At 38.1% G+C, this 14,614-nt stretch carries 15 protein-coding genes; 7 read left to right on the top strand and 8 right to left on the bottom strand.

Annotated features, from left to right (window positions below; all coding sequences use genetic code 11):
- The first annotated feature begins 1 nt into the window (after window position 1).
- The 5 genes from H9L23_RS23545 (at window position 2) to H9L23_RS23525 (ending at window position 5,273) form a co-directional block, all read left to right on the top strand.
- Window positions 2-886 carry a hypothetical protein gene (locus tag H9L23_RS23545; RefSeq protein WP_187592593.1) on the top strand — a complete coding sequence of 295 codons (885 nt, stop codon included), beginning with the start codon at window positions 2-4 and terminating at the stop codon, window positions 884-886.
- Complete coding sequence (locus H9L23_RS23540; RefSeq protein WP_187592592.1) at window positions 861-1,616, top strand: DUF4129 domain-containing protein; 756 nt, start codon at window positions 861-863, stop codon at window positions 1,614-1,616. The genes H9L23_RS23545 and H9L23_RS23540 overlap by 26 nt, the downstream gene beginning before the upstream one ends.
- Window positions 1,613-2,803 carry a DUF4350 domain-containing protein gene (locus H9L23_RS23535; RefSeq protein ID WP_187592591.1) on the top strand — a complete coding sequence of 397 codons (1,191 nt, stop codon included), beginning with the start codon at window positions 1,613-1,615 and terminating at the stop codon, window positions 2,801-2,803. Before H9L23_RS23540 ends, H9L23_RS23535 begins: the two co-directional genes overlap by 4 nt.
- Complete coding sequence (locus H9L23_RS23530) at window positions 2,784-3,761, top strand: AAA family ATPase (RefSeq protein WP_187592590.1); 978 nt, start codon at window positions 2,784-2,786, stop codon at window positions 3,759-3,761. The genes H9L23_RS23535 and H9L23_RS23530 overlap by 20 nt, the downstream gene beginning before the upstream one ends.
- A 165-nt stretch (window positions 3,762-3,926) precedes the next feature.
- Window positions 3,927-5,273 (top strand): DUF58 domain-containing protein, encoded by a 1,347-nt coding sequence (locus H9L23_RS23525; protein ID WP_187592589.1) that lies wholly within the window; start codon window positions 3,927-3,929, stop codon window positions 5,271-5,273.
- Between the two features lie 75 nt (window positions 5,274-5,348).
- On the opposite strand, the gene H9L23_RS23520 is transcribed toward H9L23_RS23525, so the two are convergent.
- From H9L23_RS23520 to H9L23_RS23495, 6 genes are all read right to left on the bottom strand, one after another.
- Entirely contained in the window at window positions 5,349-5,912 is a 564-nt protein-coding gene (locus tag H9L23_RS23520; protein WP_246474770.1) for a transposase, read from the bottom strand.
- A gap of 96 nt (window positions 5,913-6,008) precedes the next feature.
- On the bottom strand, window positions 6,009-7,067 hold the full coding sequence (locus H9L23_RS23515; RefSeq protein ID WP_187592588.1) for a nucleoid-associated protein: 1,059 nt from the start codon (window positions 7,065-7,067) through the stop codon (window positions 6,009-6,011).
- 90 nt (window positions 7,068-7,157) lie between these two features.
- Window positions 7,158-7,640, bottom strand: a complete 483-nt coding sequence (locus tag H9L23_RS23510) for a MarR family winged helix-turn-helix transcriptional regulator (protein ID WP_187592587.1) — start codon at window positions 7,638-7,640, stop codon at window positions 7,158-7,160.
- The gene (locus H9L23_RS23505; RefSeq protein WP_187592586.1) at window positions 7,640-8,143 is read right to left on the bottom strand and encodes a GNAT family N-acetyltransferase; all 504 of its coding nucleotides are present in this window, start codon (window positions 8,141-8,143) and stop codon (window positions 7,640-7,642) included. The genes H9L23_RS23510 and H9L23_RS23505 overlap by 1 nt, the downstream gene beginning before the upstream one ends.
- 108 nt (window positions 8,144-8,251) lie before the next feature.
- A complete protein-coding gene (locus tag H9L23_RS23500; RefSeq protein ID WP_187592585.1) occupies window positions 8,252-8,824 on the bottom strand; it encodes a TlpA family protein disulfide reductase in 573 nt (190 codons plus the stop codon).
- The gene (locus tag H9L23_RS23495; protein ID WP_187592584.1) at window positions 8,824-9,252 is read right to left on the bottom strand and encodes a hypothetical protein; all 429 of its coding nucleotides are present in this window, start codon (window positions 9,250-9,252) and stop codon (window positions 8,824-8,826) included. Before H9L23_RS23495 ends, H9L23_RS23500 begins: the two co-directional genes overlap by 1 nt.
- A 163-nt stretch (window positions 9,253-9,415) precedes the next feature.
- On the opposite strand from H9L23_RS23495, the gene H9L23_RS23490 reads away from it, so the two are divergent.
- Window positions 9,416-9,748 (top strand): hypothetical protein, encoded by a 333-nt coding sequence (locus tag H9L23_RS23490; protein ID WP_187592583.1) that lies wholly within the window; start codon window positions 9,416-9,418, stop codon window positions 9,746-9,748.
- A gap of 116 nt (window positions 9,749-9,864) precedes the next feature.
- Window positions 9,865-12,177 (top strand): TonB-dependent receptor, encoded by a 2,313-nt coding sequence (locus H9L23_RS23485; protein WP_187592582.1) that lies wholly within the window; start codon window positions 9,865-9,867, stop codon window positions 12,175-12,177.
- Between the two features lie 266 nt (window positions 12,178-12,443).
- On the opposite strand, the gene H9L23_RS23480 is transcribed toward H9L23_RS23485, so the two are convergent.
- Both H9L23_RS23480 and H9L23_RS23475 read right to left on the bottom strand, forming a co-directional pair.
- Complete coding sequence (locus H9L23_RS23480) at window positions 12,444-13,523, bottom strand: NADH:flavin oxidoreductase/NADH oxidase (protein WP_187592581.1); 1,080 nt, start codon at window positions 13,521-13,523, stop codon at window positions 12,444-12,446.
- 101 nt (window positions 13,524-13,624) lie between these two features.
- Window positions 13,625-14,614: an aldo/keto reductase gene (locus H9L23_RS23475; protein WP_187592580.1), complete on the bottom strand. Its 990-nt coding sequence runs from the start codon at window positions 14,612-14,614 to the stop codon at window positions 13,625-13,627.

Raw genomic sequence — 14,614 nt, 5'->3', positions numbered from 1 at the left:
CATGATCGGGAAATTAGAATTTAGAAAAAAGAGAGATTTCGGACAGGTAATAAATGATACATTTACCTTTATGCGGCAAAACTTTAAACCGCTGATTAAGGTATATTTTACCTTTTGCGGTTTGTTTGTATTGGCCAGTATGCTAACCATGTTGTTGCAACAATATAAAATGGTTAATATTTTCAATACCATTGGTATTGAAGGGAATACCAACAAGTTTGGCCTTTCATCAATCTATAACCTGGAATATTTTTTATCTATTTTATTTTCGCTGGCCACTTACGCCAGTATGAGCGTAGCCATACTTTCTTACATCGCCGTGTATGTTAAAAAAGGAAACGAAACGCCCACTATCGACGAAGTTTGGGGTTATTTTAAATACTATTTTTTCAGGATTTTTGGTAGCTCGCTTTTATTGATTCTGATGCTGATTATATCTTTTTTCTTCTGCGTTGTACCGTTCTTTTGGCTATTCCCTTACGTAGCGATGATTTTCCCGATTATGGTCATCGAAAACGGTTCACTAGGCTATTCCTTTACCAGAAGTTTCGCTGTAATCAAAGATAATTTCTGGGTTACTTTTGGAACCCTCATTGTGGTATGGATTATTGTATATGCCTGTATGAGTATGGTGGTTTTACCCACTACTTTATTTAATATGATCGGTATGTTTACGCATAAAACACCGCGCATGTCGTTAACGTTAACCATGATTACCACTGTTTTACAATCCATCTGCCAGGTTTTTACTATTATGCCGATCATCACCATTTCGCTTACTTATTTCAGTTTGGTTGAACAGAAAGAAAACCCGGGATTGATGGAGCGCATTTCTAATTTTGGCAATACCGAAAAACCTATTGACACCAGACCTGAAGAATATTAAAATGCAGCGTGTTTTTATCCGATATCTTCTCGTTTACCTCTTGTTTTTTATTCCGGTAATCAGCAATGCACAAACTGTTAAGCCTAAACCTGTTGTTAAGGAAATCAGGATTGACAGCGCTAAAATTACCCCATCAAAATTTGATAAAGATTCTATCAGCAGTTATAAAGAGCAGAAAGAATTTCAATATGATGAAATTGGCCAGCAGCAACTTTCATGGTGGGATAAATTCTGGAGGTGGTTTTGGGGTTTAATCGGCTCATTGATTCAAGGGGCAACCTCTAATTTAATTTCGAGGTATATTTTTATCGGGCTTGGCGTAGCGCTTATCTTATATATCGTGTTTAAAACCATCGGGGCTGAAAACATATTCAGGAAAAAATCAAAAGAGACCATTCTCCCTTATGATGTGATTACTGAAAACATCCATGAGATTAATTACGATCAGGAACTGCAAAGATTGGTTTCTGAAAGGAAATTCCGCCTGGCGGTCAGGCTTTTATATTTACGGGCACTAAAAAAATTAAGCGATGCCGAAATCATCGATTGGCAGCCCGATAAAACCAATTACAATTATTTAATGGAAATCACTAAACCTGAACTCAAAAATGATTTCAGTAAACTTACCCTACAGTTCGATTACATCTGGTATGGAGATTTTCCTATCGATGAGGTAAAATTTGAACCCATTAACCAATCGTTTAACCAGTTTAACAGCCAGATTAAATGAAAGGTTATAAAATATATCTGATCATTGGTTCTATCCTGATCCTCCTTTATTTAGTTGCCCAGTACAACAAACCCACACCAACAAACTGGGCACCAACTTATGCCGTAAAAGATAAAATTCCGTATGGAACATACATTTTGTACCATCGGATAAAGGATATTTTACCAAATGCAAACATTCAGCAGTCTAAAAGTGCCATTTACAATACTTTAAAGACCAAAAATTTTAACAAAACGGCCTATCTGATCGTCGCCCAAAAGGCAGAGATTAGCAAAACGGATTTCGATCAGCTGGTTAAATACATGCAGGCCGGTAATGATGCTTTTATTGCCAGTTATGACCTGGGTAAAATAGAAAAGAACCTTAAATTACAAGCGGTAAGTACCATGTCGGCCGAAGGCAGCACGCTGAACTTTACCAACCCAAATCTAAAAACAGAGGCAAACTATGGTTTCGACAGGGGTATTGGCAGTCAATATTACAATAAACTTGATACCAATAAGGCTACGGTACTCGGTGTAAACGGAAACGGGAAACCCAACTTTATCCGTTACAGTTATGGAAAAGGAAACCTATACCTGATTGCAGAGCCTGGGTTTTATACCAATTTTAACCTATTGGATAAATATGGGGCCGAATATGCCGCAAAAACCCTGAGTTACCTGCAGGGAAATACCCAGGTAATTTTTGATGAATATTTTGCAGGACAGGAAAATACTACTACCGATATGCTCAGGGTATTTTTTAAACACCCGGAACTTAAATTTGCCTATTACCTGAGCATTTTCAGTTTGATTATTTTTGTTTTCTACGATATCAAACGCAGGCAAAGGATTATCCCCATTGCCGATCCGCTTACCAATTCATCATTGGCCTTTGTTAATGTGGTAGGCAGTGTGTACTATAATGAGCGGAACAACCTCGATTTAGCCTTAAAAAAAATCAACTACTTTATGGAACATCTGCGGAGCAGGTATTACCTTAAAACCAACGATATTGATAATAAATTTGCCCAGTTATTAATGGAAAAAACAGGCATTAACGAAGCCCTTTCCAAAACATTAACCCGGTATTTTATCGAAATACCTAAAATGGGCGACCTGAGCGATACACAATTGATCAATTTAAACGAAAGCATAGAACAGTTTTATAAAATTACGCAAAGCAATGGAACAAGAACAGTTTAACCCACGTACCGATTTAAGTGCCTTAAATGCAGCTGTAAATCAGATTAGAACCGTACTTGGAAATATCATAGTAGGCCAAAAACAGGTCATCGATTTTTTAATTGTTGGCTTACTTGCCGATGGGCATATCTTAATTGAAGGCGTTCCTGGTGTAGCAAAAACGTTAAGTGCCAAACTTCTTGCCAAATCAATTGATGCTCAATTTTCGAGGGTACAGTTTACACCTGATCTAATGCCTTCGGATGTATTGGGAACTCCGATTTTCAATACCAAAACTGGTGATTTTGAATTCAGGAAAGGTCCGATTTTCGGTAATATTATTCTGGTTGATGAAATTAACCGCGCACCGGCCAAAACTCAATCGGCACTTTTTGAAGTGATGGAAGAACGCCAGGTAACCATTGATGGGCAAACCTATATAATGGATGAGCCTTTTATGGTTTTAGCCACACAGAACCCGATTGAGCAGGAAGGGACTTACCGTTTACCCGAAGCGCAATTAGACCGTTTTCTTTTCAAAATCGAAGTCAAGTATCCTTCGCTGGAGGAGGAAACGGCCATTTTAATGGCACAACATACTTTAGTGAACAAAACGCTGTTAAATGAGGTAAAACCGGTATTATCCATACAACAGATACAAGAGGCCAGGGCCATTATTCGCAATTTATTTGTAGAACCCAAGTTATTGGAATTTATTGCTAAAATCGTAACCGAAACCCGCAACAATTCTTCACTTTATTTAGGCGCTTCGCCCAGGGCATCATTAGCAATTGTACACAGTGCAAAAGCTTTCGCTGCTATCCAGGATCGTGATTTTGTTACACCTGAAGATATTATTGCCGTGGCCGTACCTGTGCTGGCCCATAGGATATTGTTATCGCCAGAAAAAGAAATGGAAGGATTAACCACAAGCGATATTGTAAACCAGATTATTAAAAAAATAGAAGTACCAAGGTAGGTCAGTTTGCAGTTACCAGTTTACAATTACCAATGAGCAAATCACAATTTTCAAATCTAGCACTCGGCTTAGCAATGTGGCAATCCAACAATTTAGCAATTACCATAATACAGTTAACCAGTTTAAACAATTAACCAATTAAACAATCTCTACAATTAAACAGCTTTGAAAAAATTCTTTCAGCAATATTATACCAATCTATTCCTAACCAATCGTTTATTTACGGCCTTAGGCTTCTGTATTGTGCTTTTTTTGTTGAAGTTCTTTTTTGCCTGGCTGGGCGATATCCCCGAAATTGCAACTGGCGCTGTATTCTTTCTGTTTTTTATTGATCTTTTTATCCTCTACCGAAGTAGCAATGGGATTGAAGTTAAAAGATTTACTTCGAAACGCTTGAGCAACGGCGATGAAAATCCGATCCAGATCGAAATTAAAAACCGTTACGGTTTTGGGGTAAATGCAAGAGTAATCGACGAAATCCCTTTTCAGTTTCAAATCCGTGATAAAGATTTTAGGCTTCATTTGAAACCAGCAGAAATAAAATCAATTCATTATAATTTGAGGCCAACCAAACGCGGTGAATATGATTTCGGATTTATCAGGACTTATATCAGTTCACCATTGGGTTTAATCAGCCGACGTTATAATTTCGATGGAGCGAAAGTGCTGCCTGTTTATCCCTCATTTATTAATCTTGGTCAGTACGAATTGATGGCCGTTTCGCGCTATTTAACCGAGTTTGGCATCAAAAAAATCAGAAAAGTTGGACAAAGCAGCGAATTCGACCAGATTAAAAATTATGTTGGTGGTGACGATATCCGTACCATTAACTGGAAAGCCACCGCCAGAAAAGGTGGTTTGATGGTGAATACCTATACAGACGAAAAATCGCAGAATATTTATTGCATCATCGATAAATCGCGGGTAATGCGCATGCCTTTTGAAGGCTTAAGCCTGCTCGATTATGCGATTAATGCGAGCGTTGCTTTATCGAAAGTAGCCATGCTGAAAGAAGATAAAGCGGGTTTAATTACCATATCTGAAACTATTGGATCTATCGTACCTGCCGACCGTAAAGCATCGCAGTTGGGTAGTATTATGAACGTGCTTTATAAAGAGAAAACAAGATACCTGGAGAGTAACTTAGAGGTGCTTTATTCTACTGTTCGTTCGGTAGTAAAACAACGCGGACTTTTGGTTTTCTTTACTAATTTCGAAAGTTTATCGGCGCTCCAACGCCAGTTACCTTACCTTAAAAGAATCGCCAAATACCATTTATTGGTTGTTGTATTTTTCGAAAACACCGAACTCAAAGGCTTAAGCACTGATCCCGCCAAAGATGTAGAAGGCATTTACCATAAAACCATTGCGGAGAAGTTTATCTACGAGAAAAAACTGATGGTTAAAGAATTGAACAAACATGGCATTTTAGCCATTCTTACGCCACCACAAAAGCTAACCATTAATGTAATCAATCAGTATTTGGCATTGAAAGCACAGCAAAGGATTTAGTTTGGAGTTGAGAGTGGTGAGTTTGGAGATCCTAATCCTCGGTCTGTGTCCTCACAGACCGAAATAGAAATAAAGTTACAGAAGATCCCTATAATCAGTTAAAAAGCCAAAATTGTCTATGCCCTTTTCATAAAACATGGCAGATGACCATTCGTAATCTTCAGGTTTTTCGCATAACTGCCATCTTTCCTGTAATGGATTGAGATGAATATAGTCTATTTTCTGTTCAAGCTTATCCGGAGCATCCATAAGGATAGCTAATGGATCTCTTTGCCATAAACGAAAATTTCTTTCTCCATCAGATACTTTAAAATATGATAATATATCAAAGTGATGAAGTTTTAAGTCTTTAAAAATCTGATGGGAAGTAAATTTATTAAAACTTGCATAGGGCATTTCCTTTCCATTTAACGCTATCATTTGCCATACCAAGTGCAAATGATTTGGCATAATTACAAAAGCATAAACGACGATCTTTTTTCTATTGACTAATACCCTTAAAGTATCAATTACTATTATTTTATACTTATCGATGGAAAATATCTTCGTCCAATCTTTAATCGTATCCGTCCAAAAATAAACTTCATCCAAAAGCATCTTTGATTTGCGGTCTTGTTTGAAAGTATTTTTGTTTTCCATTATTAAAAATAGAAAATAAAATTCAGTTTCGGTCTGTGGGGACACAGACCGAGGGAATAGGTAACTCAAAACCCCAAACGCCCAACTCAAAACTCACTACTCCTCCTCCCTAAAATATACCTTATAAAAGTTCATCGATTTATCATCGTCGTAACCTTTCTCGATCATGTCTTTATTGCCGTGGATATAGATGTGGAAGTTCTTATCCAGTTTTAATACACTTTTATAAGCCCGTGCCTGTTTTTTAACTGCAGATTCGGCGATCTCAAAATGATCGGCAATCGGACTTTCGAACTCCTCTTCGTAGTTTTTCTTATAGTTTTTAAACGATTCAATCCCTTCGGCATTGCCGATTACCTCATTCCCGAATTCTTCAATATCAAAGGTTTCTTTTTCTTTGAAATACTTCATTGAACGGTTTAAAAGATCGATTTTATCCGCCTTGCTGATTTCGTAATCATCATCCAGTTTCTGCGTAACGAAGTTTTTGTAAACGCCTAAAACATTATTGGTTTGGTTATAACTATCGTTTCTGATTTTAAGCTTTAAAAACTCATCTTTCCAGTAAACGGCAGAATCGTTGCTGCTTTTCGATTGATCGAGCACTACAATTTTATAACCTTCTTCTTTGTCTACATTAAAAATTAAACAGCCCTTATCCAATTTATTAATGCTGATGGCCTCCTGCTCATAGCTCATGTTAAAACCATCCAGCTCAGGGTAAACTTTTAGGTAAGTATCTTTGGTTTCAGATTTAAAAATCCCCAACACATCCAACTGCTCCCCTTCTATCTGCACTTTTTCGAAATAAGCTACATACAATTCACCCGATTTAATTTTGGGGTGGTTAGCTACATCGTATAAATATTTGGCCAGTTGCTGCGAGTCTTCGTGAAAAAGCGCATTGTTCTCAAAAATCTCATGCGCAAAGTGAAATACTTCGTTTAATTGTAAATTATCATTAGGATGGTAAAAACGGTAAACTTCATTAACTTTTTCGAAAGGCTTTAAGAAATACTGCATCAGCAGGTTTCCTAATAGTTCATCCTCGATTTTTAAAGGGGCATCAGATAATTTGTAATACTCTTCAACCAGTTTATTACCGGTGTGGTGGATGGAAAGTTGCTTAAGCGAAGCCTCGAAAAATGAAATCATGGCAGCAAAAATAGTAAAATGATTGATTAACCCCGTTCAAAATTCAATCACTCAAAATTCAACCATTCAATCATTCAATCATTCAATCAATCATTTCTTAATATAAACCTCTGCCCTTTGCAAAAAACTTTTTTCCTGCAGCGTGGCTTCTACCTCATTTATAGCTTTCATCAGGTTATTTTCTGTATTTGTAATCTCTGCTGTGGCCTTAATAATCACTTCCCAAACAGGCTCCATAGTTGACAGAAGCGTTTTGCCCTTTTCAGTAAGTTCTACCAGGCGTTTTCGGGTATCTACCTTGTCCTTTTTAGAGCGGATCAGCTTCTCCTTCTCCAGTTCTTTTAACAAACTGATGGTAGAAGGATGGGCGTAACCAATTTCTTCAGAAAGAGAAACTACGCTCATGGTCGATTTTTTATATAAAGTATACAGCACCGGGAACCATTTCGGCTGAAAATCAATTCCGAATGCTTTATAAATCAACAGGCCATCCTTGCGGATCTGGTCGCTGAGCCTCTGTAAACGTGTAGAAATGGCCAGTAAGCCAGAAGCATCAATTACATTTTGTTCCATTAAACAGATTTTAAATCCAGGCTATAAAACACATTATCAACAGCCATGCGGGGAAAATAAACCGGAAGATCTTCCATAGCCACCTGTTTAAATCCATTCCTTTCGTAAAAGCGGCAGGCAGCCTGCAATATATCTTTGGTACCCAAATATACCTCATTAAGGTTATTATCTCCGCAATATTCGATTAGGGTTTTTAATAAAACCTGCGCTACCCCCAGCTCTTTTCCGCGGAATTCTTTTTTAACAAACATCTTTCTGATGGCTCCGGCATGATGATCGGGTTGTGCAATCAAGGCAATGGTACCAATAAGTTCGCCATTTAGCCTGGCACCCCAAAATGCACCTCCCGTCCCATCATAGTGTTTTTCGATATCCAACAGATCTTGTTGTGCAGCCAGATCGATATCTACATTAAATTCTATTTGTTGTATAGGCAGAATTAACCCGATAATCGCTTCACAGAATTGATTATTTAATCTTTCAATTTTAAAGTCGTTTTGCATCGTTAAAATATTATCCAACAAATATATGTAGTTAACTACATATATTGCAAATAGAAATATCATTTCATCATCAAAACTGACTCGGAAAAGCTTTATTGCTGATAGAAATTAACGGCCACTTTTAAGTTTATTAAGAAAATCAACAATCTTTTGATCGGCATAATTTGCAACGCCTTCGTGCCTGAAAGAAAGTCTGCCCTGTTTATCGAAAATAACAGTTGTGGGCAAAGCACCGGCAAATACTTTTTCCGGGATATCGCTTTCTACCTTATAAACTGGCATCGCGTATTTACGATCAGTCATAAACTTGCCCGATTTTGCAAAATCACCATCGGCATCAGCAAAAATGAAAATAATATCCTTATCATCCTTAAACTGCGAATACAACTTATTAATTGAAGGCATTTCGGCCCTGCATGGCGGGCACCAGGTTGCCCAGAAGTTGAGGAAAATAATCTTTCCTTTTAAATCACCAAGATCAATCAGATTTCCTTTTACATCTTTAAACCGGATCCCGTTAAGACCTGCAACATTTTCTTTTGGTATTTCAACATTGGGCTTATAAAAACCAATCTCCATTAATCCTTTAATAAAAAAAGCTTTTGCATCGGGTATAAAAACAATTACCAATAGGAAAATGACAAATAAAGCATTGAATATATTTTTTCTGATAAATTTCATTAATTGTTCGATTTTCTTGCTGTAAACAATAACGAAAACATGTTTACAATAGGTATGGAAATAATTTTGCCCGGAAGTAATAATGCCTGAAAAAATAGCATAAAACGGTTTACATCATCTGTATATTTAAAAGGGTTATCAATAAAGCCAAGAAAACCCATATTATTATAATCTGGCTTAACATAAATATAATAAGATGTTACTAAATAAGCAATGCTGAAAAGTATCCCTAAACATGCATTTCCAATTTCGAAAGTTTCTAAGTGATTTAAAGGAACACAATAAATAAAGAAAAGGAATGCCATCAAGGCAGCAGTCCCGGCAATGAGAATCCAGATGCGTGGCCAGTACAATTTATGGTGATAAGTTTCTACGGTACCAGTTGGCCCGGGATTATTCCGTTCAAAAAACCATTCAAATATCGACATATTGTTAATTTTGAGTTTGCGTTTGCCTGATTCCTTTACCTGACATCAGCAATCATGGCTTTTCAGGTTAAACCATTGATAAAATCACCGGTCGAAACCACTATAAAAGCAATGTTACTTTTCAAATATATATAATTGCTTAAGAATTACTACTTTTGGCGAGTTGAAAAAGCATAGACAAAACATTAAGAAGTATTTATCGGCATTTATGCTGATCGTGTTTGCTATTGCTTTAACGCCATGGAGTGTACTCCACCACCACAATTCCGTTTCTGTTGTGCCAAAAGAAGCACATTGTATGCATGTTAGCCATGTACAGGCGCACGGTGATACCTGTTTGATCTGTAATGCAAGTTTTGAAAAAAACTATGTGCAAACACATCACATTTACAGGATCTTTTTATCAGCTAAAATTTTTAACCGTACTGAACCTACGTTAAAGAATGCTTTTACCGAAATAAAGCGCACCTGCTTACGCGGTCCCCCCTTAGCTTAATTTTTTCATTTCGAGCGCGAGTGCGCTAAACCAATTTTTATTTACATGAAACCTAAAACCAGCTTCAAAAAGGCTATTTATTGGGCTTTCTGATCATTTTTATTTATACACAACACATGAAAAAATTACAGCTTATCGGCTTGGTAATGCTATATACATTATTTAGCAGCACTGTTTTTGCTGCCGCTTTAAAAAACATAACAGGTAAGGTTATTGATGCCAGCACGAAACAAACGTTGCCAGGGGCAACCATTTTTATTCCGGATTTAAAGGTTTCGGCCGTAACCAATAACGATGGAGAATTTACATTAAATAACCTTCCTTCAAAAGGGAGTTATCTGGTAGAGGTGCATTATATAGGTTATAAAACGGCTACACAAGTGGTAAATTTCGCCAATGCTGCAGGTTTAGAGTTTGCTTTACAACCTACAGTAATAGAAACAAAGGAAATTGTAATTACCGGAAGTTTGATCAGCAGTACCAGCAAAAGAAACAGTGCCTCATCGGCTGTGGTGGGCAAAGACCAGCTTTTGCAGCCATCTACCAATTTAATTGATGCATTGACCAAAATCCCTGGCGTATCGCAGATCACCACCGGACCATCTATTTCTAAACCCGTTATCAGGGGTTTGGGTTACAACAGGATTGTAACTTTAGATGACGGAATAAAACAACAGGGCCAGCAATGGGGCGACGAACATGGAATCGAAATTGATCAATTTAAATCAGATCGCATTGAGGTTTTACGTGGCGCAGCTTCATTAATGTATGGTTCTGACGCATTAGGCGGTGTAATTAATTTATTAGAGCCAAGCTCAGCACCTGAAGGACAGGTAAAAGGTGAATTTATCAGCAACTACTCTACCAACAATGGACTTACCGCCAACTCATTAATGTTAAATGGCAACGAAAACGGCTTTGTTTGGAGAGCTCGCGGAACTTATAAAAATGCCTATTCTTTTAAAACGCCTACCGGATATTTTCCTAATTCGGGTTTTAACGAAACCGATCTAAGTGGTATGGTGGGTTTAAACAAAAACTGGGGTTACACGCATTTAAACGTTTCTAACTTCCATAATAACATTGGTTTCTACGAACCAACTTTGGATGATAATGGGAACTTTGTAAAAGAAGATGGTAGTGCATTTACCAATGATGATTATAAAAACCGCACTTTAGAATACCCACGTCAGGACATCAGACACTTTAAAATTGCCCTGAATAACAATTTTATTATAGGCAATGGCAATTTAAAGGCCGATTTTGGTTATCAGCAGAACCAGCGCCGCGAGTTGGATGGACCAGACCCGGCCTTATTCTTCGATCTTAAAACTTACAATGCCGACTTAAAATATTATATCCATGAAACCAATGGATGGCAGCCGGTTTTTGGTGTAAGTATAGATGATGCACATAGCCAAAACAAAGGAACAGAATTTCTAATCCCAGCTTATGATACTTTCGGATTAGGCGTTTTTGCTTATGCAAAGAAAAATTGGGAGAATAATACTTTTAGTATCGGTGCACGTTACGATTTCAGAAAAAATAACGGAAAACAATTGTTTGATGACGGCGAAGAACTTTTTGCTCCATTTAAAAACAAGTTTTCTAACGTAAGTGGCGCCCTGGGTTTCACACATCAATTTAACGATGAATTAAATTTTAAAGCCAATGCAGGTTCTGCTTTCCGTGCACCAAATCCGGCAGAATTAGGATCAAATGGTGTACATGAAGGTACTTTTAGGTATGAAATCGGGAATGCCACTTTAAGTCCGGAGCGCAGTTATCAGGTAGATGCTGCTTTAGAATATGAAGGAAAAATTGTGAGTGCAAGTGCCAGTGTTTATAACAACTACATCCATAACTATATTTATGCATCAAATAATGGGGAACAAAGAACTGTTGACGGTACACTTTTCGATGTTTACCGTTACGGACAGGTAAATGCAAACCTGTACGGAGCTGAGGCAAGTTTAACCATCCATCCGGTTCCATTTATCCACTTCGAAAATACATTTGGATACGTTCACGCACAGAACAATACGTTAAACAGACCGCTTTCGTTTATCCCGGCAGGAACATTAAGAAATGAGCTGCGTTTCGAACCTAAACTTAAAGGTACAAATGATGCTTACCTTTCTGTAGGCATTAACTCAGCATTTAAACAAACCCGTGTGGATGATGTTTTTGAAACACCAACCAGCGGCTATTCTTTGCTAAATGCAGGCATTGGTGCTACATTTAATTTAGGCAAACAGCCAGTTAAACTATCTGTATCAGCAAATAACCTGTTAAATCAGAAATACTATGATGCATTAAGCAGGTTTAAACCAGGACGTTTTGATCAGGAGAATCCGAATTTAGGTGTTTACAATACCGGTAGAAATATCACTTTCGGATTGTATATTCCTTTCCAGTTGGTTAAATAAGATCATTAATTTCATTATAAACAAAAAGCGGAGCTGATCGATGAGATCACTCCGCTTTTTGTTTATGTATATCTAAGATTAATCGTCATTTCGCTATCATTGACGGGCTCCAATAGAAAGGTCGTCATCTCGACCGAAGCAACGCAGAGTGGAGAGATCTTTGAACCATGTTTATTAAAAAAATTAAAGATTTCTCCGTTACGCAACCGATGAAAAATCGGTAAGCTTCAGTCGAAATGACGATTTATGGCGGTTTATTATCGCCGTTACTTTTTAAACGTATCCCTCTTAGCCCTAACATACTGGTTTGGCCATTCCGTATTCTCACCTAATACCTGTGCGGCATGTGTAGGAAAATAAGCATCTCTCAGCGATTCGCGGGCAATAAAAATTAAATCTGCCTTTTCTTGCTCCAGAATTTCTTCTGCCTGGTGCGCCTCAACAATTACACCTACAGCACCGGTATAAATGCCGATTTCATTTCTGATTTTATCTGCAAAAGGAACCTGGTAATTTGGCCCTGCTGGGATAAAGGCATCAGGTACATTTCCACCCGAAGAAGTATCAATTAAGTCCACACCGCGATCTTTTAAAACCGCAGCCAATTGCAACGAATCATTTTCGTTCCAGCCACCTTCCGTCCAGTCGGTAGCCGAAATACGGACAAATAATGGCAGGTTTTCAGGCCAAACTGATTGCACGGCTTCAACCACATCGATCACCAAACGGATCCGGTTTTCGAAACTTCCACCATAAACATCATTGCGTTTATTACTCAGCGGGCTAAAAAACTCGTGCAATAAATAACCATGTGCAGCATGAATTTCTACCACTTTATAACCTGCATCTAAAGCGCGTTTTGCAGCTGCCCTGAAAGCAAAAACAATATCCTGAATTTCTGAAATCGTTAATTCATGTGGCTCAACCTGTCCTTGTTTAAAAGGAATTGGCGATGGACCAACTGGTTTCCAGCTGTTTTCGCCGGCAGCAATCTGTTCTCCACCGTTCCATGGCACTTCGCAACTGGCTTTTCTGCCTGCATGTGCCAACTGGATTCCAGCGATCGCACCATTATTATGAATAAAAGAAACAATCTGTTTCAGTTTTTCTACATGTTCATCTTTCCAGATGCCCAGATCGGCATAGGTAATTCTTCCATCGGCAGTTACTGCAGAAGCTTCCTGGATAATTAAACCTGCACCACCAACGGCGCGGCTTCCCAAATGCACCAGGTGCCAATCGTTGGCAAAGCCATCAACAGCAGAATACTGGCACATTGGCGAAATAACAATTCTATTTTTTAGGGTTACATCCTTTATGATAAAAGGAGAAAATAATTTCGACATATTTTTTTAATATTTTAACCACGAAGGGCACAGAGAAATACACAGAGTACACCGATTTTTCTCTGTGAAAAACTCCGTGTGCTCTGTGGTTAATATTACGATTAAAAACCTGCGTGCTGCAATTCGGTATTGATGAACTGAATTTCTTCAGCGTTTAATTTTACGTTTATGGCTTCTGCGTTTTGTACCGCTTGTTTTTCATTCCTTGCGCCAACTAAAGCAATGGTAATGCCCGGGCGTTCAACCGTCCAGCGTAACACCAATTGAGATAAGGTTGCATTTTTCTCATCAGCCAAAGGCTTGATCTTTGCCAAAAATGCATTTGTTTTTTCGATGCTTTCTGGAGAGAAAAATTTATTTCCCTGACGGTGATCCCCTTCTTCAAATTTATAATCAGCGGTCATTTTTCCAGTCAATAAACCGCGCTCCATCGGACTATAAGCTAAAACAGATTTATTTTTTTCGATGCAATATGGAACCGTTTCGTCCTCAACACCGCGGTTTACCATACTGAATGGGATCTGGTTAGAAATAATTTCTAAAGTCTGATCTGCTTCTTTTAATTGTGCCGCGTCATAATTACACACCCCTGCATAACGCACTTTACCCTGTTCAATCAACCTGCTCACCGCTTCAAAAGTTTCGCTGATTGGTGTGGTTACATCTGGCCAGTGGATCTGGTAAAGATCTATATAATCGGTACCCAGGCGTTTTAAAGATTGTTCGCACTCGTAAATCACACTTTCTTTCCCGGCGTATTTATAAATATCGATCTCCTTTCCATCGTTGTTTTTACTCTTAAAGCCGAAATCGCCTTTGGCGAGGTCCCAACGCATCCCGAATTTGGTTACCAATTGTAATTTATCGCGCGAAATGCCTTTTATGGCATCGCCTACAATTTCTTCGCTATCACCCTGACCGTAAATTGGCGCCGTATCAATTGAAGTAACACCAAAATCGTAACCAGCTTTAATAGCGTTAATCGCATCGTTTCTATCTGTGCTTCCCCACATCCAGCCACCAGCAGCCCAGGCGCCAAAAGTGATTACCGAAAGTTCTAAATTTGAATTTCCAATTTTTCTGTATTCCAT

Source organism: Pedobacter roseus, from assembly GCF_014395225.1.
In the GTDB taxonomy this organism is placed as follows: Bacteria; Bacteroidota; Bacteroidia; order Sphingobacteriales; family Sphingobacteriaceae; genus Pedobacter; species Pedobacter roseus.
The sequence above is the reverse complement of the archived record's forward strand: the minus strand, read 5'-3'. Positions and strand labels throughout refer to the sequence as shown.